This is a genomic window from Streptomyces sp. NPDC005808 (assembly GCF_042871385.1).
GTDB lineage: Bacteria > Actinomycetota > Actinomycetes > Streptomycetales > Streptomycetaceae > Streptomyces.
Window position 1 is genome coordinate 63,680 of sequence record NZ_JBIAIK010000017.1, and the last position, 20,874, is coordinate 84,553.

At 69.9% G+C, this 20,874-nt stretch carries 21 protein-coding genes, 1 tRNA gene and 1 pseudogene; 9 read left to right on the forward strand and 14 right to left on the reverse strand.

Annotation, left to right across the window (positions count from 1 at the left end):
• Positions 1-52: 52 nt before the first annotated feature.
• A complete protein-coding gene (locus tag ACFYPC_RS30710) occupies positions 53-937 on the reverse strand; it encodes an SDR family oxidoreductase (protein ID WP_391889230.1) in 885 nt (294 codons plus the stop codon).
• 669 nt (positions 938-1,606) lie between these two features.
• Here ACFYPC_RS30710 and ACFYPC_RS30715 point away from each other — a divergent pair.
• From ACFYPC_RS30715 to ACFYPC_RS30725, 3 genes are all read left to right on the forward strand, one after another.
• The gene (locus ACFYPC_RS30715) at positions 1,607-2,287 is read left to right on the forward strand and encodes a HemK2/MTQ2 family protein methyltransferase (protein ID WP_391889232.1); all 681 of its coding nucleotides are present in this window, start codon (positions 1,607-1,609) and stop codon (positions 2,285-2,287) included.
• 61 nt (positions 2,288-2,348) lie between these two features.
• Positions 2,349-2,717 (forward strand): CDGSH iron-sulfur domain-containing protein, encoded by a 369-nt coding sequence (locus tag ACFYPC_RS30720; RefSeq protein ID WP_391889455.1) that lies wholly within the window; start codon positions 2,349-2,351, stop codon positions 2,715-2,717.
• A complete protein-coding gene (locus ACFYPC_RS30725) occupies positions 2,717-3,769 on the forward strand; it encodes an iron-containing redox enzyme family protein (RefSeq protein WP_391889234.1) in 1,053 nt (350 codons plus the stop codon). Before ACFYPC_RS30720 ends, ACFYPC_RS30725 begins: the two co-directional genes overlap by 1 nt.
• 259 nt (positions 3,770-4,028) lie before the next feature.
• On the opposite strand, the gene ACFYPC_RS30730 is transcribed toward ACFYPC_RS30725, so the two are convergent.
• Positions 4,029-4,763 carry an ANTAR domain-containing protein gene (locus ACFYPC_RS30730; protein WP_391889236.1) on the reverse strand — a complete coding sequence of 245 codons (735 nt, stop codon included), beginning with the start codon at positions 4,761-4,763 and terminating at the stop codon, positions 4,029-4,031.
• Positions 4,764-4,899: 136 nt separating this feature from the next.
• Positions 4,900-5,181: a hypothetical protein gene (locus ACFYPC_RS30735; RefSeq protein WP_391889238.1), complete on the reverse strand. Its 282-nt coding sequence runs from the start codon at positions 5,179-5,181 to the stop codon at positions 4,900-4,902.
• Positions 5,182-5,869: 688 nt separating this feature from the next.
• Here ACFYPC_RS30735 and ACFYPC_RS30740 point away from each other — a divergent pair.
• Positions 5,870-6,349, forward strand: a complete 480-nt coding sequence (locus tag ACFYPC_RS30740; RefSeq protein WP_391889240.1) for an ANTAR domain-containing protein — start codon at positions 5,870-5,872, stop codon at positions 6,347-6,349.
• A gap of 113 nt (positions 6,350-6,462) precedes the next feature.
• Here the strand turns inward: ACFYPC_RS30740 and ligD are convergent, their stop codons facing one another.
• From ligD to ACFYPC_RS30755, 3 genes and pseudogenes are all read right to left on the reverse strand, one after another.
• A complete protein-coding gene (ligD, locus tag ACFYPC_RS30745; protein WP_391889242.1) occupies positions 6,463-7,386 on the reverse strand; it encodes a non-homologous end-joining DNA ligase in 924 nt (307 codons plus the stop codon).
• Between the two features lie 89 nt (positions 7,387-7,475).
• A pseudogene (locus tag ACFYPC_RS30750) lies at positions 7,476-7,667 on the reverse strand (NADPH-dependent oxidoreductase); the annotation flags it as partial.
• Positions 7,668-7,782: 115 nt separating this feature from the next.
• The gene (locus ACFYPC_RS30755) at positions 7,783-8,763 is read right to left on the reverse strand and encodes a TIGR03557 family F420-dependent LLM class oxidoreductase (RefSeq protein ID WP_391889244.1); all 981 of its coding nucleotides are present in this window, start codon (positions 8,761-8,763) and stop codon (positions 7,783-7,785) included.
• 313 nt (positions 8,764-9,076) lie between these two features.
• Here ACFYPC_RS30755 and ACFYPC_RS30760 point away from each other — a divergent pair, with 313 nt between their 5' ends.
• A complete protein-coding gene (locus ACFYPC_RS30760) occupies positions 9,077-9,496 on the forward strand; it encodes a hypothetical protein (protein WP_391889246.1) in 420 nt (139 codons plus the stop codon).
• 149 nt (positions 9,497-9,645) lie between these two features.
• On the forward strand, positions 9,646-10,329 hold the full coding sequence (locus ACFYPC_RS30765; protein ID WP_391889457.1) for a DUF6766 family protein: 684 nt from the start codon (positions 9,646-9,648) through the stop codon (positions 10,327-10,329).
• Between the two features lie 115 nt (positions 10,330-10,444).
• On the opposite strand, the gene ACFYPC_RS30770 is transcribed toward ACFYPC_RS30765, so the two are convergent.
• Positions 10,445-10,518: transfer RNA gene (locus tag ACFYPC_RS30770), tRNA-Thr, on the reverse strand.
• Positions 10,519-10,813: 295 nt separating this feature from the next.
• On the opposite strand from ACFYPC_RS30770, the gene ACFYPC_RS30775 reads away from it, so the two are divergent.
• From ACFYPC_RS30775 to ACFYPC_RS30785, 3 genes are all read left to right on the forward strand, one after another.
• Positions 10,814-11,950: an ABC transporter ATP-binding protein gene (locus ACFYPC_RS30775; protein WP_391889248.1), complete on the forward strand. Its 1,137-nt coding sequence runs from the start codon at positions 10,814-10,816 to the stop codon at positions 11,948-11,950.
• A 227-nt stretch (positions 11,951-12,177) separates the two neighbouring features.
• Positions 12,178-12,636: a hypothetical protein gene (locus ACFYPC_RS30780; protein ID WP_391889249.1), complete on the forward strand. Its 459-nt coding sequence runs from the start codon at positions 12,178-12,180 to the stop codon at positions 12,634-12,636.
• Positions 12,637-12,814: 178 nt separating this feature from the next.
• Complete coding sequence (locus ACFYPC_RS30785) at positions 12,815-13,546, forward strand: nucleotidyltransferase family protein (RefSeq protein ID WP_365445893.1); 732 nt, start codon at positions 12,815-12,817, stop codon at positions 13,544-13,546.
• Between the two features lie 79 nt (positions 13,547-13,625).
• Here ACFYPC_RS30785 and ACFYPC_RS30790 read toward each other — a convergent pair whose 3' ends face one another.
• The 7 genes from ACFYPC_RS30790 to ACFYPC_RS30820 form a co-directional block, all read right to left on the reverse strand.
• Positions 13,626-15,317 carry a DoxX family protein gene (locus ACFYPC_RS30790; protein ID WP_391889251.1) on the reverse strand — a complete coding sequence of 564 codons (1,692 nt, stop codon included), beginning with the start codon at positions 15,315-15,317 and terminating at the stop codon, positions 13,626-13,628.
• A gap of 117 nt (positions 15,318-15,434) precedes the next feature.
• Positions 15,435-16,379: a 23S rRNA (guanosine(2251)-2'-O)-methyltransferase RlmB gene (rlmB, locus tag ACFYPC_RS30795; RefSeq protein ID WP_391889253.1), complete on the reverse strand. Its 945-nt coding sequence runs from the start codon at positions 16,377-16,379 to the stop codon at positions 15,435-15,437.
• 121 nt (positions 16,380-16,500) lie between these two features.
• Positions 16,501-17,904, reverse strand: a complete 1,404-nt coding sequence (gene cysS, locus ACFYPC_RS30800; RefSeq protein ID WP_391889255.1) for a cysteine--tRNA ligase — start codon at positions 17,902-17,904, stop codon at positions 16,501-16,503.
• Between the two features lie 135 nt (positions 17,905-18,039).
• Positions 18,040-18,552, reverse strand: coding sequence for a 2-C-methyl-D-erythritol 2,4-cyclodiphosphate synthase (gene ispF / locus ACFYPC_RS30805; protein WP_391889257.1), 513 nt, complete (start codon positions 18,550-18,552; stop codon positions 18,040-18,042).
• Positions 18,542-19,294 carry a 2-C-methyl-D-erythritol 4-phosphate cytidylyltransferase gene (gene ispD / locus ACFYPC_RS30810; protein ID WP_391889258.1) on the reverse strand — a complete coding sequence of 251 codons (753 nt, stop codon included), beginning with the start codon at positions 19,292-19,294 and terminating at the stop codon, positions 18,542-18,544. Before ispD ends, ispF begins: the two co-directional genes overlap by 11 nt.
• A gap of 422 nt (positions 19,295-19,716) precedes the next feature.
• Entirely contained in the window at positions 19,717-20,199 is a 483-nt protein-coding gene (locus tag ACFYPC_RS30815; RefSeq protein ID WP_003953493.1) for a CarD family transcriptional regulator, read from the reverse strand.
• Between the two features lie 256 nt (positions 20,200-20,455).
• Positions 20,456-20,578, reverse strand: a complete 123-nt coding sequence (locus ACFYPC_RS30820) for a hypothetical protein (protein WP_391889260.1) — start codon at positions 20,576-20,578, stop codon at positions 20,456-20,458.
• Positions 20,579-20,874 lie beyond the last annotated feature (296 nt).

Consider the following 20,874-nt stretch of genomic DNA (forward strand, 5'->3'; position numbering starts at 1 on the left):
GGCGGGGCAGGCGCGGGCTGCCGCACGCGGATCCTCCGTACACCACCGCTGATCAGGGCAGGGGGGTGCCGCCGGTGGCGTTCATGATCTCCGCCGTGATGAAGCTCGCGTGCTGGGAGGCGAGGAAGACGTAGGCGGGCGCCATCTCGGCCGGCTGCGCGGGGCGCCCCATCGGCGACTGCTTGCCGAACTCGGTGGTGTCCGGCATGGTCGCGGGGATCAGCGGCGTCCAGACCGGGCCGGGGGCCACCGCGTTGACGCGGATCCCGTCGGAGGCGACCATCTGCGCCAGCCCCTGGGTGAAGGTCACGATGGCACCCTTCGTCATGGCGTAGTCGAGAAGGTGCGGACTGGGCTTGAATGCCTGCACGGACGTGGTGTTGATGACCGAGCCGCCCGCCGGGATGTGCGGCAGGGCCAGCTTGCAGAGCCAGAACATGCCGTAGAGGTTCGTGCGCACCACGCGGTCGAACTGCTCGGTGGAGATGGCGCCGATGCCGTCGGGCTGAGACATCTGGTACGCGGCATTGTTGACGAGAACGTCAATGCGCCCGAACTCCGCCACAGCGCGTTCGACGAGGCGGCGGCACTGCTCCTCGTCACGAATGTCGCAGGGCACCGCGACCGCCTTGCGTCCGGCTTCCTCCACGAGCCGGGTGGTCTCACGGGCCTCCTCGGCTTCCTCGGGCAGATAGGTGAACAGGACATCCGCGCCCTCGCGCGCATAGGCGAGTGCGACGGCCCGGCCGATGCCTGAATCGCCGCCGGTCAGCACCGTCTTCCGGTCCGTCAGCTGTCCGCTGCCCCGGTAGGAGTCCTCCCCGTGGTCCGGCGGTGGGTCCATGGGGCCGGTCCATCCCGGATGTGCCTGGTCCTGCTGGGCGAAGTCCGGCCGGGGGTGACGCTCGACGGGATTCTCGGGGCTGGTGTCCGTCATGGGTATCGCCTTTCTCGCTCTGCGGGAGACCGCCGCCCGGTCTGGATCTGGCCGGGCGTGGACGCGCCCTCCTGAAGACCGCCGATCCTGCGGCACTCCCCGACCTGTGCGCGGACGAGTGCGCCTCGACGTCCTTCGCAAGGAATGTGCGGTGATCGAGGCCGCCGCCGGTGCGGCGCCTTTGCAGCCGACGGGTCCACTGGTGCGTTACGGCTGCGGAGGTACGCGGGTTCCCACCGGAACAGAGTCCATGTGTGGCCCGGCGTCCGCGCTTCGGCCGGTGTCTGCCCGGCGTCCGCGCTTCGGTCGGCTTCACCCGGCATCCGCACCGCCGCGGTTTGCGAGCTCACGGCCGAGGTGTGGATCAGTGTCTTCAGGGCACTCGGGGCGCAACAGATCCGAGTGCCGAATGGGATCCGACTCGCACACGGGACGCCTGCGGCGTCAGGGCCTCAACGGGTACGGCGGCGCAGCAACCGCTCTGTCCCAGCGGCCCCTGGCGGCCCCTCCTTCATTGTCTCCGTTGTCTCCGTTGTCTCCGTTGTCTCCGCCTGATCACCCGACACTACGGACCGAGTGGTGAGGGCTCCCCGATGAGTGGGACAGGAGTGAGGCAGGGGGCAGGAGTGGACCGAGTCGTCCCACCGGTGCCCACACACGGAGGTGCGCATGGCCACCGAAACCCGCCTGTCTCCTGCCCCGGCCCGCCTGATCGCGCCGCCCGGGGTGTACCGGCCCCAGCACGACACCCGGCTCCTGGCGCAGGCACTGGAGCGCGAGGGCGTGGCTCCCCGCGCGGAGGTACTGGATCTGGGGACGGGGACCGGGGCGCTCGCCGTGGCGGCGGCGCGGCTGGGAGCGCGGGTGACGGCGGTGGACATCTCCTGGCGCGCGGTGCTGACCGCCCACGTGAACGCGCGGGTCGCCGGGCAGCAAGTCGCCGTACGGCACGGGGATCTGACGTCCGCCGTCCCGGGCCGCTCCTTCGACCTGGTCGTCAGCAATCCCCCGTACGTCCCCTCCCCTGTGGACCGCCTGCCCCGGCGGGGCCCGGCGCGCGCCTGGGACGCGGGACGCGACGGCCGGGCGTTGGTGGACCGGATCTGTGACGCCGCGCCCTCGGCACTGCGGCCCTCAGGGGTCCTGCTCATCGTGCACTCGGGCCTCTGCGACACAGAAGCCACCCTGGCGCGGCTCGAGAAGGCCGGGATGACGGCCTCGGTCACCGATCGCGCCGTGATCCCGTTCGGGCCGGTGCTGCGGTCCCGGCTGCCCTGGCTGCGCCGCCAAGGCTTGCTGGCCGACGAAGGGCTGGAAGAAGTGGTGGTCATCCGTGCCGAACACGCCTGAGCGGCCACGCCGCGTCAGGGTCGACCCCGACGGGCCGCTGCTCGTGGAGGGGCCGGTCGAGGTGGTCGCGGACGACGGCAGCATCACGGTCTCGCGACGGTTCACCGTCGCGCTCTGCACCTGCCGGCGCAGCCGCAGCTATCCCTGGTGCGACACCAGTCACCGACGACGCGAAAAGGCGGGCGGACAGAAGCCGGGCGGCGAGAAGCCCGGGGCTAGCCCGCCCGGGGACGAGACACCCACAGCAGGTGACACGCCTGGGGACGAGAAACCCGCAGGCGGTACGCCCCGGGACGAGACCCCTGCAGGTCGCAAGCCCGGGGACGAGACACCCGCAGGTCGCAAGCCCGGGCGCGGAGAGGGCCCCTCTCCGCGCAGTGCCGAAGACGCAGCGCCCGCACCCGCACCCGCACCGAAAGGAACCGAGTGATGTCCGCCAGGAACCGAGTGATCTCCGCCCACCAGGAGTCCCGGCTCCACCGCCCGCCGCTACCCGCGCCTCGCGGCTCGCTCTCCTCCGCCGTCATCACCGCACTGCACGACGGAGGCGCCCCGCCTCCGCAGGAGACAGCGGACGCCGACCCCTACGGGGACGATGTCCAGCTCGCCCTCTACGTTCTGTACGAGCTGCACTACCAGGGCTTCGACGGCGTGGACGACAGCCGCGAGTGGGACCCGGACCTCCTGGCCCTGCGCCGCACACTCGAACAGCGCTTCCTCAGCGCCCTGCGCGCCGACGTGCCCGGCCCGGTGCGCGTGGCGCAGGCCCTCGACGAGTTGCTGGTCGAGCCGGTCGGTGACGCCGGTACGAGCGTCAGCCACTACTTGCAGCGCGAGGGCGACCTGCGTCAGCTCAGGGAGTACGCGGCGCTGCGCTCGCTCTACCACCTCAAGGAGGCCGATCCGCACGCCTGGGTCATCCCCCGCCTGTACGGGCGGGCCAAGGCGGCGATGGTGGCCGTGGAGTTCGACGAGTTCGGCGCCGGGCGCGCGGACGACATCCATGCCCGGCTCTTCGCCGACCTGATGGCGGACCTCGACCTGGAGACCGCCTACGGTCACTACCTCGACGCCGCCCCCGCCGGGATGCTCGCCACCGTCAACCTGATGTCCCTGCTCGGGCTGCACCGGGCGCTGCGCGGCGCCCTCGTCGGGCACTTCGCCACCGTCGAGGTGACGTCCTCACCGGGCTCCCGCCGACTCGCCAGGGCAATGCGCCGCCTCGGCGCCGGACCCGCCGCCGAACGGTTCTACGACGAGCACGTCGAGGCGGATGCCGTCCACGAGCAGGTCGTACGACACGAAGTGATCGGCGGACTCCTTGAGGACGAGCCCCACTTGGAGCCCGACGTCGTCTTCGGCGTCCAGGCGACCATCCTGCTGGAGGACCGGCTCGGCACGGAACTCCTGCGAGCCTGGCGCGAAGGCCACAGCGCGCTCCGCGCCACCCCCGAGGCGCTTGAGCCGGGCACTCGGCGATGAGCGCGACTGTGAACACTGACTTCGGACTTCGGACTTCGGACTTCGGACTTCGGACTTCGTGTCGATGAGCGCCCACCGGCGGCGGGTTGAGCGCCCGCCGAAGAGCACCGCGTGAGCCCGTGGGCGAAGCAGGCGTCACCTGACGGCCGAGAAGCGTGGGCCCCCGTCCGCGCCCCGCGGCGCAGATGCGCGCGCGGGTCCGCGGCCGGGTCGTCGAGCCGTTTCTTTCGCCCTGCCGGGGCGCGGACGGCTTCCGGGATCACCGCCGGGGGTGCAGTTCGTCTTCGGCCGGCGGCTGTCCCGTGATGCTGGCGATCAGTTCGGCACACAGGTCGCGGAGTTTGACGTTGCGGTGCTGGGAGGCCGTGCGCAGGACCTGGAAGGCTTTTTCGGGAGTGCAGCGCTGCTGGCCCATGATGACGCCCATGGCCTGGTCGATCACCGCACGGGACTTCAGGGCCGTCTGGAGATCGGCGGCGAACTCCTGCGCATCCGCGATCCGATGGGCCAGCTCGATCGCGCCGGTCGCCTGGGCAGCCAACAGCCGCAGCGCCGTCACATCGGCGCCGGCGAAGGCGTGTGGCACAGGCGCGTACAGGTTCAGGGCTCCCGCGGTGTCGCTGTAGGGCGCGATCGGCAGGGACAGCGAGGAGCGGGCGCCGCAGGCCGCGGCGTAGGCGGGGTAGTTGCCCCAGCGACTCTCACTGAGTGTGTCGGGGACGTCGATCGTCAGGCCTGTGCGCATCGCCTCCAGGCATGGGCCGTCGTCCTGGCCGTACTGGGCCTCGTCGAGCTTGGTCGCGCTGGCGCCGGCGCTGGAAACCGTCACCGGACGGCCCTGCCGCTCCAGGGTCACCCCGCAGCCGTCCGCGGTGGGCGCCAGATCGAGGGCACGGTGGGCGAGGGCTTGGAGGAATCCGTTCAGGGTGTCGGTGTTCAGCAGAAGGGCGGTCACGTCCGGCGCAGCGGGAACTGGCCTGTCCGTCATGGTCATCTCGTTCGGGGTGGGGCGGGAACCGGGGCAGCACGGACGGCCTCACCGGGTATGCCGGAGAGGTGCCGTCGTCGGCTGCGCGCGTCAGTTACCCCGCACAGGGCCAAGGAGGAGGAGGTGTGCGTTACCGCAGCGCTCAGCGGCGGAGAAGGCGCCCGATGGTCCGGCGAACGGAGGCCGGCTTACCTGCGCCACCCCGGGGGACGGTCTCCGGGCGGTGCGCGGACGGACAACCACGAGCGAGGGCCGCGGCCGCACTCGGCGGTGGGGTGTGGAGATCCACCACCGCTACCGACGCACCGTCGGTCCGCACCAGCCGCTGCGGGACGCCTTCGACAGCGTCCTCGATGTCCGGATCGATGACCTCGTCCAGTTCGACGACCTGCCGACTGCCGGCGTGATGGCTCAGAAGCGACACGAAAACCCCCACAAAGGTGAAGAGAAATGTTGTGGGCCGCTTCCTGACCTCGTCATCATTATGCCCCGCCGTGCGGCAGGGCGGAAAACGTCCGATGTCCTGGTCGGAGTGCCGCTGAGAGACGGCGTTCGGCGGCACCTCTGACACTCGCGCAGGGCCGGTGTGCCGGGGGACACCCGGAAAGGACCGTGGAGGCGCCTTTCGGCCGTGAAATCCGGGTACTCCGTGAATCCGGGTACTCCGTGAATCGGCGTTCGAGTACGACTCGGAAGGCTCGTGGCGTCAGTACCCGGCGCCGGGGCCATCGCGTATCGGGTGGGAACGGATGGGCGGGTCCTGGCGCAAAATGGGCTGAGTCTTTGTCGCCGGAGGTGGGTGTGTGAAGTCCGGTCGCCCGGATCCGGGCGGAGAGAGGGACAGGGAGCCTGCGGGTGGCTCAGGCGCTTGGGACCATCGTCCCGTCATCAGGGCGCTGGCGAGCGCGCTGGAGGAGTCTGACGCCGCCTCTGCTCCCGCGCGGCTCTGCCAGATCTGCGTCGATCACCTGAGCTTCACGGGAGCATCGGTCTCTCTTGTCGGAAGTACGCCGGGGGAAGCGGCGCTGTGGTGGTCCAGCGACCGGATGGCCGCGCAACTGGCAGAGACTCAGTACAGCCTCGGTGACGGACCCTGTAATACGGCGCGGGCGTTGGTTGTTCCAGTACTGGCTGCGGACCTGACCGGTGGAGCCGACGCGCGGCGGTGGCCGGTGTTCGCCCAGCGGGCGGTGGAACTGGGGGTTCGCGCGGTGTTCTCGGTCCCCCTGGGCAGCGATGCGGTGGCGATCGGTTCGCTGGATCTGTACCGCCGCAGCCCTGGGCCACTGACACCGAGGGACACCGCGGGTGCTTTCACCGCGAGTGACGCCATCACTCTGGCGCTGATGCGTGCCCAGGCGCAGGCGGAGGACATGACCGCACAGAGCAGCGGCGAGCCCACCTCCTGGCTGGACGCCGCGGAGTCGGGTCACGAGGAGGTGCACTACGCCACAGGCATGCTGATGGTGCAGTTGGGTGTGGATCCGCAGCAGGCCCTGGCACGACTGCGTGCCTACGCTTACACACAGGGCGTGACGGCAACCGAGGCGGCCCGTGAAGTACTGGCCCGCAGGGTGGAATTCGATGAGTAGGCCGGGACCTGGCGAGACCGAGGACAGCGACATATCGGCCACCTCCACCCCCCGGACCTGCAACGGGACGACCGAGCGGCGCTGGAACGGCCCTTCTTCCACCTCGGGAACGATCAGCCTGTGAGGAGGTCCAGCCGACGCCGGGCCGGTCCGAGGGCTCGTCCGTGACTCATCACCCCGGCCCAGGGGTCGGCGTGCCCCTGCTCGACGGCGTCGGCGATCGTCCAGCGCCGGGCGTCAAGGCGCGGGTCGTCGAGCCGGCTCCAGGAGATGGGGACGGCGACGGGTGCGCCGGGCTTGGCACGGACGGTGAAGGGGGCGACGACGGTCTGCGCGTAGGCGTTCCGCTGTACGTCGAGGTAGAGCCGGTCACCGCGCTCCTTCTTGCGGGCTTCGGTGGTGAGCCGGTCAGGGTGCGCGTCGGTGAGGACACCGGCGACCTGCTTCGCGAAGTCGCGTACCTCGTCGAAGCTGTGGCGTCCGTCGAGGGGGACCACGACGTGCAGGCCGCGCGAGCCGGTGGTCATCAACCCGGACGGCAGCTTCAGCTTGTCGAGCAACTCGCCCAGGAGCCGGGCTGCTTCGCGTACGGCGGTGAAGTCGTCGCCCTCCGAAGGATCGAGGTCGAAGACCAGGCGGTCGGGCCGGTCGATCCGGCCGACCCGCGACAGCCAGCGGTGCAGGGTGAGACAGGCCTGGTCGGCGAGGTAGACGAGAGTCGCGGCGTCCCGGCACACGGGGTGCAGGACCGTTCCGCCCTCCTTGGGCACCTCGACCCGTTCGATCCAGTCCGGGTAGTGGTCCGGGGTGTTCTTCTGCATGAACTTCGGCCCGTCGATCCCGTCCGGATGCCGTTCCAGCATCAGCGGCCGCCCGCGCAGGTCCGGCAGCATGAAGGGGGCGACAGCCTGGTAGTACGCGACGAGGTCGCCCTTCGTGTACTCCTTGCCCTTCCCACTCGCGGGGAACAGCACCTTGTCCGGCCGATGGATGTCGAGGGTCCGGCGACCGACCCGCGTCGACTGGCTGCTGGACATCACGGGCCCCTTTCGTTCAGCTCACCGTCAATGGCCCGGCAGCGGCCGCGATCGACATGGCGTCCATGCCCGCGGCGTGCGCTGCGGCTTCAGCTGGGCGGATAGGGGTTGTCGGACAGCCGTGCCGCCAAGTGGACGGTGTTGACGGCGAGGGTGCGGGTCGTCGCGGCCACCGCCTCGGGCGTTTCCTTGAGTTCCTTGAAATCCGTGCCCTGCTGCGCCTCACCGACCCAGTAGGTGACCGCCCCGGGCGCAAGGGAGAAGCCCAGGTCGTTCAGGCCCCATCTGCATCCGTTCCCGAGGCATGCCGGGTACCCCGGCTCCAGGGCACAGACACCTGGGCAGGCGGGATGCCTGAGCGCCAGGGGCTCACTCGCCGCCGGTTCGTGGTGTGTTTCAGGCGTGCGTGCCGTTCGGCTTCAACTGCCGAACACGACCGTCGAGTTCGCGCTGATAGAAGTCGATGAAGCCGTCCGGGTCGGGGCCGGCGTTCTGCATGACCAGCCTGTCGAAGCCCGCGTCGACGAACGGCTGGGTCACCTCGACGTACCGGGCGGGGTCCGTGCCGCAGGCGAACTTTCCCAGGATGTCCTCCTCCCGCACCGTTGTGGTCGCGGCGTCGAAGTTGACCGGGTTGGGCAGCTCACTCATGACCTTCCAGCCGGTCAGGGCCCACCGGGACGTCTCCAGAGCGGCCTTCGCCCCGGTGTGCTCGTCCTGTGCCCACGCCATCGGGACCTCCGCGTAGCGCGGCCCGGCGCCGCCGGCGTCCCGGTAGTGCCGCACGATCTCCGGCTTGTCCTCCGTGGCGAACAGGCCGTCGCCCAGTTCGGCGGCGATGCGCGTCGAGACCTGGCCGCTGGCGGCCACCGCGATCAGCGGCAGGGTCTCGGGGAGGTCGAACACACGGGCGTCCTCCAGCCGCAGGTGCTTGCCCTCGTAGGACCGGTATCCCCCGCTCCAGAGCAGCCGGATGATCTCCAGGGCCTCCCTGAGCATCTCGTGCCGGGTGCTGACCGCGTCGGGGAAGCCCCGGCCGACGACGTGCTCGTTGAGCCGCTCTCCCGAGCCGACGCCCAGGACGAAACGGCCGTCCGACAGCAGGGCGAGGGTGGCGGCGGCCTGCGCGATGATCGCCGGGTGGTAGCGCACGGTGGGACACGTCACGCCCGTCGCGAGGCCGATGCGCGAGGTCCTGGCCGCGATGCTCGCCAGCACCGCCCAGGCGAAGGGCGAGTGGCCCTGGTTGTCGAGCCAGGGGTGGTAGTGGTCGCTGATCTCCACGAAGTCGAAGCCCGCCTGCTCCGCGAGAACCGCCTGCCGTACGAGTTCCGCCGGTCCGAACGCCTCGGCGGCCAGCTTGTAACCGATCTCCATCGTGCTCCTCGTTTCCTCGTTCCCGCGGCCGATTCGCCCGCACATGGTCACCCGCCGTCCACAGCGGGTGATTCGCCCACACATGGCCGCCCGTCGTTCACAACGGGCGATTCGTCCGCACATGGGTACCCGTCGGCCTCGGTGCGTAACGTGCGCCTGTCCACCGCTGGGAACAGCAGCGGTCGGCCGGCGCGCTGAGGCGGGGCCCTGGTCGCGGCCTTCCTCGCGCGGGGCGTGTCCGGCCACGTTTCGGGTAGACGGCCGCCCAGTATGAGACAGGGCATGCGCCTGTCGGTAGGAAGAGGGAGCCAACGTGAGCGGACAACGTGGGCCCATCACACGGGTAGTCGTCCCTCTGTGCGCGCTGATGCTGGGCCTCACCGCCTGCGGCGGTGTCAGTGGGCGCGAAGCGAGCGCGTCTGCCGCGGCCACCGACTTCGAGAAGGCCCTGGCGGGCGGCGACCGGCCGGCCCTGTGCGCGGCTCTGGCTCCGGAGACGCGTGGGGAGATCGAGGACTCGGAGGAGAAGGCGTGCGTCGACGCCATCGGCGCGCAGGACCTTCCGGCCGGGGGTCCGGTCCGCGGGGTGGACGTCTACGGGCGTCAGGCGCGGGCCGTGCTGGCGTCGGACACACTGTTCCTGTCCCAGTTCCCGGACGGCTGGAAGATCGTTGCCGCCGGATGCCGGCCCCGCTCCGGTCAGCCGTACCAATGCACGATCAAGGGGGGCTGACGTATGCGCGCCATGTTCACGCTCTGTCTGGCCGTCGTTCTGGGGGGCCTCGCCTACTTCATCGCGGTGGGACTGATGCAGCGATGACCGCCGCCAAGCCACCGGCCCGGCGCAACGAACCGGACCACGCCGAGAGCGCCCCCCGCGGGATGCACCGCGGGCGCCGTTTCCTGCGGGACAACGGGATAAGCCTGGGCTTCGGCATCGCGTTCCTGCTCGCACTCGCAGGGCAGGCGATCGCGGGCTGTGCGGAGTTCAACAACCAGCTCGCCACCGACGGCCTCGCGCAAGTCGGCTTCGCCGACTACCTGGCGTCGTCGGACTTCGCGGTGGACGTGACGGAGAACTGGCAGTCGGAGTACCTGCAGTTCTTCCTCTACATCTTCGCCACCGTCTGGCTCCTGCAACGCGGATCGCCGGAGTCGAAGGAGATGGACAAGGCCGGCCCCGAATCGGACAAGGACCAGCGGGTGGGGAAGCACGCGGGCCCCAACTCCCCGCGCTGGGCACGCGCGGGCGGAATGCGCCAGGCGGTGTTCTCCCGGTCACTCGGTCTGGTGATGGCCGCGCTCTTCCTCCTGTCGTGGCTGGCCCAGTCCATCGCGGGCGTCGCCGCCTTCAACGAGCAGCAACTGCGGCAGCTCCAGGCTCCCGTGGACTGGACGCAGTACATCGTGTCCGCGGACTTCTGGAGCCGCAGCCTGCAGAACTGGCAGTCCGAGCTCCTGGCCGTCGCCTCGATGGCCGTCCTCTCCGTCTACCTGCGCCAACGCGGTTCCCCCGAGTCCAAGCCCGTGGGAGCCCCGCACACCTCCACCGGTATCGAAGGATGAGCAGCACGGGCCGCCGCCTCACCCCTGGGCCTCGCCCGGCTTCTCGACCTACGTCAGTCACTCTCGACGTCACCAAAAAAGCAGGTCGGACGACGTCCGACCTGCCCTCTGGCTGAGCCCCCTGTCGGATTCGAACCGACGACCTACGCATTACAAGTGCGTTGCTCTGGCCAGCTGAGCTAAGGAGGCAGGGCGCGCCTGTGCCCGGCGGACGGGCAGGTGCGCCCGAGCAGTGTACCCACGTCACAGGTGGGGCCTGCCGGAAATTTCCTTGAACTTCATCGGCGCCCGAGTACTGACAGATCCAGTGAACGCGGGGTAGCGTCCTGAACCAGTTCACTCATGTGGACTACACCACTATGGAACGTTCGACGCGCTCGGCACATTCGATGCGTTCGACGCCGTCGGAGCGCGCCGTAGTGGCCCACCACCTTCCACAACGGATCGTCCGGCACGTTCCTGCCGGTAGAAGGGGGCCCTCACCATGGCCACTGTCTCGTTCAACAAAGCCACCCGCATCTACCCGGGTGGCGACAAGCCCGCCGTCGACCAGCTCGAACTCGATGTCGCGGACGGCGAGTTCCTCGTCCTCGTCGGTCCCTCGGGCTGCGGAAAGTCCACCTCCCTGCGCATGCTCGCGGGTCTCGAGGACGTCAACGGGGGATCGATCCACATCGGTGACCGCGATGTCACGCATCTGCCGCCGAAGGACCGGGACATCGCCATGGTGTTCCAGAACTACGCGCTCTACCCGCACATGACGGTCGCCGACAACATGGGCTTCGCGCTCAAGATCGCCGGCGTCAACAAGGCCGAGATCCGCCAGAAGGTCGAGGACGCGGCGAAGATCCTCGACCTCACGGACTACCTCGCGCGCAAGCCGAAGGCCCTCTCCGGCGGTCAGCGCCAGCGTGTCGCCATGGGTCGCGCCATCGTGCGTGAGCCCCAGGTGTTCCTCATGGACGAGCCGCTGTCGAACCTCGACGCCAAGCTCCGCGTCTCCACCCGTACGCAGATCGCGTCGCTGCAGCGCCGCCTCGGCATCACCACGGTGTACGTCACCCACGACCAGGTCGAGGCCATGACCATGGGCGACCGTGTGGCCGTACTGAAGGACGGTCTGCTCCAGCAGGTCGACTCGCCGCGCAACATGTACGACCGCCCGGCGAACCTGTTCGTGGCCGGGTTCATCGGCTCCCCGGCGATGAACCTCGTCGAGGTCCCGATCACCGACGGCGGCGTGAAGTTCGGCAACAGCGTGGTGCCGGTCAGCCGCGAGGCACTGACCACCGCGGCCGACCGCGGCGACCGCACCGTGACGGTCGGTGTCCGCCCCGAGCACTTCGACATCGTCGAGCACAACAGCGATGCCGCGAAGTCGCTGTCGAAGGACACCGAGGACGCCCCGGCCGGCCTGGCCGTCTCCGTGAACGTCGTCGAGGAGCTCGGCGCCGACGGCTACGTCTACGGCAGCGCGAAGGTCGACGACAACCTCACGGACCTGGTCGTCCGCGTCAGCGGCCGCGCGGTCCCGGAGAAGGGCTCCACGCTGCACGTCGTGCCGCGCCCGGGCGAGCTCCACGTGTTCTCGACCTCCACGGGCGAGCGCCTCTCCGACTGAGGCAAGCCGCAGCAGCTCAACCCCCCGTACGGGGTGAATTCACCCAAGTTGACGAAGAGGGCCCCGCAGCAGGCTGCGGGGCCCTCTTCCATGTCGGCAAATACCGCGGCAGACAGGTCATTTCGATACGTGTACGTCAACGCGCTACCGCGAATTCGCCGCTTCCCCGTCCCCCGAACCGGTGACTAAATGTCGCCAAATCATCACCCCGCGCTACCCTCACTCGCGTGAAGCACTCCACCACTAACCAACGGACCCGGCGTGGCCGCGGCCCCGCCCGTCGGGTCGGCCGCACCCTCGCCCTCGTTCTGCCTGTCGTCCTGGTGCTCTCCGGGACCCTCGCGGTCACCCGAGTCAACTGGTCGGGGACCACCTCGAACTCGGTGCTCACCGCGGCCGAGGCATCCTCCGCGGATGTCTCCACCCGCGCCGTGGCCCGCACCCCCCAGGACATCCTGCGCGACAAGCTCCTGCTGGAGCTGCAGGAGAAGAACCCGGGCGTCGCCCTCACCCACCTCCAGGAGGCGGTGAACGATCGTCCGTCGCTCGCGGAGCACTGTGTCTCCATCGCCCGCGCACTGGGCCGCGCCGCGGTTCGCGTGTACGGCCCGACGCGCGCCCAGTCGTTCGCACGGCCGGTCTGCGACACGTCCTTCGCCTCGGGGGTCGCGGCCACGCAATTCTGACCCGCGGAAGGACCCGAGGAAGGACCCGAGGACCCAGAGAACCCAGAGAACCCAGAGGACCCAGAGGAACGACCCCAGAACGACCCGAGAACGACCCGCGGACAACTGTCCAAGTACGGCTGGTTACGGAACGGTTGCTGACCAAAGCCGCGAGCGGGGCGCCACGTACAGTTCGGGCATGACCGATCCGAACGCCGCGTCGCGCCCCGTTCAAGCTGTTGTCCTGGCCGGCGGCCAGGGCTCCCGGCTGCGTCCCTACACCGACGACCGGCCCAAGCCGATGGTCGAGATCCCCGGCACCGGGACTCCGATCATCGGCCATCAGCTGACCTGGCTCGCCGAAGAGGGCGTGACGGACGTGGTCGTGAGCTGTGGCCACCTCGCGGATGTCCTGCAGAAGTGGCTGGACTCGGCCGACCTCCCGGTCAATGTGACGACCGTCGTCGAGTCGGAGCCCCTGGGCCGCGGTGGCGGCCTCAAGTACGCCGCCGCGCGCCTTCCCCACCCCGACCGGCCCTGGTTCGCGACGAACGGTGACATCTGGACCCGTTTCTCGCTGCGTGACATGGCGGACTTCCACACCGAGCGCGACGCGGTCGCGACCCTCGCGCTGGCCCGTCCGCGCATCCCCTGGGGCGCCGTCAAGACGGACGGCTTCGGACGCGTCACGGACTTCATCGAGTCCCCGCCGACCCAGTACGAGATCAACGCGGGCGTGTACGTCTTCTCCGCCGAGTTCGCCGATCTGCTCCCCGAGCGCGGCGACCACGAGCGCACCACGTTCCCGCATCTGGCCCGCGAGCGCCGCCTGGCCGGCTTCTCCCTCCCCCAGGGCGCGTACTGGCGCGCCATCGACACGGCGAAGGACCTCACGGAGGCGGCGAAGGAACTCGCGGCGCTGGGCCGCTGAACCAACCCCCTGGGTGTACGTCGATGGGGCCCCGCACATGACACGTGCGGGGCCCCATCGACGTACCGTCCGGCGGGAGCTACCCCAGGAGGCCGCCCACCAGGCCCGGCTGGCCGGTGGAGCCTCCGCTGTCGGAGCCGCCTCCCGTGGAGCCGGAGCCGCCCGTGGAGCCGCCGCTCGACGTGCCGCCACTGGACGTCGGGCCCGCGCTGGTGGTCGGGGCCTGGTCGGCCGGTGAGGACTGCTGGGGCGGGGCCTGGCCGCCGCCGCTGCCCTGGCTCTGGCTGGGACCGCTACTGACGGTGCCCGTGCCGGTGTCGCGGGCGGCATCCGGTGTGGTGGCCGCTGCCTCAGGCGGGGCCGAGGAGGCGCCCTGGGCGGGTGCCTCGGAGGCCGACGGGCTGGGCTTGTCGCTGCGCTTGCCGGGCGTCTCTGGAAGCGGGGAGCCGGGCAGTTCGTTGCGCGGGGCCTCACCCGGGCCCGGGACGACGATGCGGTCCGCGTCGCGGACGGCGCCGCCGAGGAGCGAGCCTACGAGCAGGGTGAGGCCGACGGCGATGGCCGCGATGAGCGCGCCCCTGCGCAGTACGCGTCGGCGCAACTCCCAGATCTCGGCGCGCGGCCCGAGCGTGCGCCAGGCCTCGCCGGCGAGGCGTCCGTCGACGGAGTAGACGGGAGCGCCCGCGATGATCAGCGGGGACCAGGCGGCGAGGTAGATGATGTCGGGCGCGTCGTAGGCGGGCACCGTCTTCCAGCTGACGGTGAGCAGCAGCGCGGCCGACAGGAGCGCGCCGACGGCGGCGGCGACCCGCTGCCACAGGCCGAGCACCGTGAGGACGCCCACGATGACCTGGAGGAAGGCGATGACGAGCCCGGCGCCGACAGGGTGCTGGAGCGCGAACTGGCGCAGTGGCTCGGCGACTTCCCAGGGGTGCAGGGTGTTGAGCCACTTGACCATGGAGCCGCGCTCGCCGCCGTCGAAGTAGACGGGGTCGCAGAGCTTGCCCATGCCGGCGTAGACGGAGATGAAGCCGAGGAAGACGCGCAGCGGGAGGAGGACGACGCCGAGGTTCATCCGGCGGCCCGGGTAGTACGCGTGCCGCACCGGATCGGCGCCGTGCCGCCTGGTGGGGGCGTCGCCGTCGTCGAAGCGGGCGTCGTCCCGGAGGCGGGAGTCGTCCTCGAACTCGTCGTCCGCATAGCCGGGTTCGTCGTACGCACTGCCGACGGTGCGCATGTTCGGCAGCAGGCGGGTGCCGCCGGTGTCGTGACTGCGCTGGCTGCCGACGATCGGCGTCTCGACGGTCATGTCGGCGTCGAAATCCGGGTGTTCGTCGATGCGCGGGATGACCTGGGTCGCTCCGGCGTCGGCCGACGGGTCGGGGCCGCCGCCGTGGCCCACGCTCGTGCTCCGTACGGCCTGAAGCAGGCGGTGGGCGCCGGTGTCGTCCGGCGCGGACTTCCCGCTCCAGACGACGGGCGCGCGGCGGCGGGCACCGGTGGCCGCGTTGGCGCCACCGGCCGCGCCCGCTCTGCCCGCCGCACCGACGACGGGGATGCGCGCGGTGTCGTCGGTGGAACTCAAGTGCCGCGCGATGCGCGGGGATTGAGTCCGCGGCGGGGCGCCTAGCTGCACGCGGAAGCTCGCATGATTGACGATGACCTGCGCCGGATCGCTCGGCACCTTCACCATGCTCAGCGCGGGAGCGTCGTCGAATCCCGACGAGAGGTCCCCCGTGGGTGTGCGGGGTGTTCTGGTGTCCACACTCATCTAACCGAGTGACGTGTGTTTAGGACACTGCTTTGACCGCGCCGATGTGTCCGGACCCCGTCAAGGCCATCCGGAGCATCGCGATTACCCCACGGGGGTGACTACCCGGACAGGTGTTCAGGCCCGACGCCGCGCCGCCTCATACAGCACAACTCCCGCCGCCACACCCGCGTTCAGCGACTCCGCGCCACCCGGCATCGGAATCCGCACCCGGTAGTCGCAGGTCTCGCCGACGAGCCGGGACAGTCCCTTGCCCTCGCTGCCGACGACGATGACGACGGGACCGCCCAGCGCCTCCAGCTCGCCGACCTCGGACTCACCGTCGGCGGCGAGACCGACGACGGCGATGCCCGCCTTCTTGTACGCCTCCAGGGCGCGCGTCAGGTTCGTGGCGCGGGCGACGGGTGTACGGGCCGCGGTGCCGGCGGACGTCTTCCAGGCGCCGGCGGTCATACCGGCCGCGCGCCGCTCGGGCACGACCACGCCGTGGCCGCCGAAGGCGGTGGCGGAGCGGACGATGGCGCCCAGGTTCCGAGGGTCCGTGACGCCGTCGAGGGCGACGATCAGGGGGTCCTGGCCGGCGTCGTAGGCGGCGGCGGCGAGGTCCTCGGGGTGCGCGTACTCGTACGGCGGGACCTGGAGGACGAGTCCCTGGTGGTTGAGCCCGTTGGTCATCCGGTCCAGCTCGGGACGCGGCGCCTCCATGAGGTGGATGCCGCCGCGTTCCGCGACCAGTTGGAGCGCCTCGCGCACCCGCTCGTCGTTGTCGATGAACTGCTGCACGTACAGCGTCACCGCGGGCACGCCCTCGCGCAGCGCCTCCACGACCGGGTTGCGCCCGACGACCATCTCGGACGTGCCCTTGCCACCGCGTCCCCTGGTGGGAGCGGGGCGGCGCACGCTCTGCCGCGCCTGGGCGTTGGCGACGCGGTTCTTCTTGTGGCCCTTGCGCGCCTCGGCGGGCGGCGTCGGACCCTTGCCTTCCAGACCCCGGCGTCGCTGGCCGCCACTGCCGACCTGCGCGCCCTTCTTGCCGGACATGCGGCGGTTGTTAGCGGCCATGACCTACCTGTCTCTGCTCATAGAAATGCGTGAAGCGTGCGTACGTACGTATATGCAGTGTGCCGCCCGGAGGCCCGGGCGGCACAATCGATCAAGGTCGAAGGGGACCGGCCGGAGCCGCTCAGCGCGGCCCGAGCGTCCAGCGCGGCCCCTGCGGACCGTCCTCGATGACGAGCCCCGTCTGGTTGAGCTGGTCGCGGATCGCGTCGGCGGTGGCCCAGTCCTTGCGGCCACGCGCCGCCTCGCGCTGCTGGAGCACGAGGCGTACGAGGGTGTCGACGACGCCGTGCAGGTCCTCGCCGCGCTCGCCGCCCTCGCCGGCCCAGTGCGGGTCGAGCGGGTCGAGCCCGAGGACGGCGAGCATGGCCCGGACCTCGGCGAGGCGCGCGACGGCGGCTTCCTTGTCGTCGGCGGCCAGCGCGCTGTTGCCCTGCCGGACCGTCGTGTGCACGATGGCGAGCGCCTGCGGCACGCCCAGGTCGTCGTCCATCGCCTCGGCGAAGGCGGGCGGGACCTCGGCGGCGGGCTCGACCGTGCCCCCCGCCTTCTCCATCACCCGCTGCACGAAGCCCTCGATGCGCGCGAACGCCGACTCGGCCTCACGCAGGGCCTCTTCGCTGTACTCGATCATCGACCGGTAGTGCGGGGTGCCGAGGTAGTAGCGCAGCACGATGGGCCGCCAGTGCTTCACCATCTCGCTCACGAGCACCGAGTTCCCGAGGGACTTCGACATCTTCTCGCCGCTCATGGTGACCCAGGCGTTGTGCACCCAGTACTTGGCGAACTCGTCTCCGAACGCCTTGGCCTGCGCGATCTCGTTCTCGTGGTGCGGGAAGATCAGGTCGAGTCCGCCGCCGTGGATGTCGAAGGCGGAGCCCAGGTACTTGTGCGCCATGGCGCTGCACTCCAGGTGCCAGCCTGGCCTGCCACGTCCCCAGGGCGTCTCCCATGTCGGCTCGCCTGGCTTGGCGGTCTTCCACATGGCGAAGTCACGGGGGTCCCGCTTGCCGGTCTCACCCACGCCGGACGGCTGTTGGAGGTTGTCCAGCTCCTGGTTGGACAGCTCCAGATACCGGTCGTACGAGCGCACGTCGAAGTAGACGTTCCCGTCCGCCTCGTACGCGTGACCGCGCTCGATGAGGCCGCGCATCATCTCGACCATCTCGGTGATGTGCCCGGTGGCGCGCGGCTCGTACGTGGGCGGCAGGCAGCCGAGCACGTCGTAGCCGTCGTTGAAGGCGCGCTCGTTCTCGTACCCGATCGACCACCAGGGGCGGCCCTGCTCGGCCGACTTCATAATGATCTTGTCGTCGATGTCCGTGACGTTCCGGATGAACGTCACGTCATAGCCGCGGTACTCGAACCAGCGGCGCATGATGTCGAAGTTGAGGCCCGAGCGGATGTGCCCGATGTGCGGTGCGGCCTGCACGGTGGCACCACAGAGGTAGATCGAGACACAGCCCGCGACGAGCGGATTGAAGTCACGGATCTGCCGGGCGCTGGTGTCGTACAGGCGAATCGTCACCACTCCAGGGTAGTGGGCGGTGGGTAGTGCCCTGCGACCCTTCCCGGCCATGGGGCACGTATTCGTGACATACGAGACCGGCGGCTGACTCGGCGCGGGAGCGCTCTCGCGCCCGCACTGCGAAAGAGCCCGCCCTCAGCTCCCCCGCACCACCAAGGCCGTAGCCACCGCCATCAGCCCCTCGCCCCGTCCCGGAAACCCGAGCCCGTCGGTGGTGGCTCCGGAGACCGACACCGGCGCCCCCACCGCGTCGGACAGGATCTTCTGCGCCTCGTCCCGTCGCTTGCCGATCTTCGGCCGGTCCCCGACCACCTGCACGGCGACGTTGCCGATGACGAACCCGGCCGCACGGACGATCCGGGCGGCCTCCGTAAGAAGCGTCACGCCCGAGGCCCCGGACCACTCCGGCCGCCCGGTGCCGAAGTGGGCACCGAGGTCTCCGAGCCCGGCGGCGGAGAACAGCGCGTTGCACGCGGCGTGCGCGACGACGTCCGCGTCGGAGTGCCCCGCGAGCCCGGGCCCCTCTCCCTCCCAGAGCAACCCGGCGCACCACAGCTCACGCCCGTCCTCGAACGCGTGGATGTCGGTACCGATACCGACCTGGGGCAACACGGGAACCCCGAAGCTCTCGGACCCCTCAGAACCCATCGTTCGCCCTCCGCCTCGCGAGAACCGCCTCCGCCAGCACCAGGTCCAGCGGTCGCGTCACCTTGAACGCCTCCTCGTGCCCGGGCACCACCACCACCCGCAGGCCGAGCTGCTCGACCATGCTCGCGTCGTCGGTCACGTCGTCGGTGACGGTGTCGTGGGCCCGTACGAGGGTGGCGCGGTCGAAGCCCTGCGGAGTCTGTACGGCCCGCAGCCGCGCCCGCTGGGGCGTGGCCACGACAGGCTCGGGCGCCCCCGGAACGGTCGCGGGCTCGACCTCCTTGACGGTGTCGGAGAGCGGCAGCGCCGGCACGACGGCGGGAGCGCCGTCCCGTACGGCTTCGATGACCGTGTCCACCGTGTCGACGGGCACGAGCGGGCGGGCCGCGTCGTGCACGAGAACGATGTCGATGCCGGGGGGCAGCGCGTCGAGGCCGTACTTCACGGACTCCTGGCGGCTCTCCCCGCCGGGAACGACGAGGAAGTCGGTCCGCTCGGGCAGCGCATGCGCGTCGAGCAGGGTCTTCACCTCGGCGGCGCCGTCCGGCGGGGCCACGACGACGACCAGCGAGACGGCGCGGGACGCGGCCATCGCACGGACCGCGTGGACGAGCATCGGTGTGCCGTTCAGCGCGCGGAGCGCCTTGGGGGCGCCCGGACCGAGGCGCACGCCCCGGCCGGCGGCTGGAATCACGGCGGCGGTACGTGCTCCCGGGGGCGAGAGACGCGAATCGTCAGACATCGGTTCCTGTCAGGTTTGTGTGCTCGGCCGAGGTGGGTATGGCCTGGGCGTACCCGCTGCTCGAGCGAAGCCTTGACCGGACCCCTTCCGTGACATCCGGTCGAGTCAGTAGCCCGGACCCGGAGCACGCAAGTAGGCAGGCACCAAGCAGGTGAGCGAGGCCATCGCAATTCTGGCACCGGGAAGTTCCGGTTCCCGAACTGGGTGTGGGTACGGAACACGACCACGAGTGGGTGCGGGCACGAACATGCCGCAGCGCCCGGCGACAGCTAATGCGTCATCGGGCACCGCGGCATTTCATTGCACGCATCTCAATTGCACTGCGCAGGCTTATGCGTACGTCAAGACGACTGCCGTCTCGGCGATTGCGTACGTCGGGGCGATTACCGTCGTCACAACGATTACCGTCTCGGCGACCGGCGTCAGGACGCGAGAACCTCGTCGAGCAGGGCCTCGGCCTTGTCCTCGTTCGTGTTCTCCGCGAGGGCGAGCTCGCTCACCAGGATCTGCCGGGCCTTGGCGAGCATGCGCTTCTCACCGGCGGAGAGTCCACGCTCGCGCTCACGACGCCACAGGTCACGTACGACTTCCGCGACCTTGATGACATCGCCGGAGGCGAGCTTCTCCAGATTTGCCTTGTAACGACGTGACCAGTTCGTGGGCTCCTCGGCGTACGGCGCGCGCAGCACCTCGAAGACCCGGTCCAGTCCGTCCTGACCGACCACATCACGCACGCCGACGAACTCCGCATTGTCCGCTGGCACACGCACCGTCAGGTCGCCCTGGGCGACCTTCAGCACCAAGTAGGTCTTGTCCACGCCTTTGATCTGGCGAGTTTCGATGGCCTCGATCAGCGCGGCCCCGTGATGGGGATAGACCACGGTGTCGCCAACCTTGAACGTCATGTGACAGGTACCCCTTCCGTGGCTATCCAGGGTAACACGGAAACGGCGTCTTCTGAATGGCGTTTTCGCAGGTCAGGGCATATCTCGGGGCTTGACAACCGCAACAGGAACGTGCTGCGAGGGGCGAGCGCAAGAGGGTATTCGCAGGTGGGAGCGGCTGTCCAGGGGGAGTGAAACCCGCACGTTACACACACCCGAAGTACCTGACCAGGGTCTGAACGTCCCGTTTTGTCCGGCCCCAAGAGCTCGACTTCCGCTACTCCGTTCGGTGACCGGAGTCGGGTGCCGGGCGAATCCGGAATTGATCACGGCTGCAGATGAAGCTGTCGACGAACCTGCCGATGAAGCTGCCCATGAAGCTGTCGATGAAGCTGTCCATGAACATCAGATGATCCAGTCCGTGAACCGTCGATGATCTACTGATGATCAATTTTCTGGACCGCCGGACATTCCCCGTGTGAAATCCGCAAGCGCCAGTCGGTGGCAGTTATGTGAATGGCGGACGAGTACGCCCTCAAATGAGCAGGAGCGACAGAGAAGGGGTGTGACGGGCGGGGCGCGCGCCCAGTGCAGGGGAGCCCGTCGTCGCGTAGGGGCGGGTCGGGTGCGGCGGCGCAGGAACGGCTCGGTAACCTAAGGCCGCTGACAGACCCTTAGGACGGCTTTACAACTGAG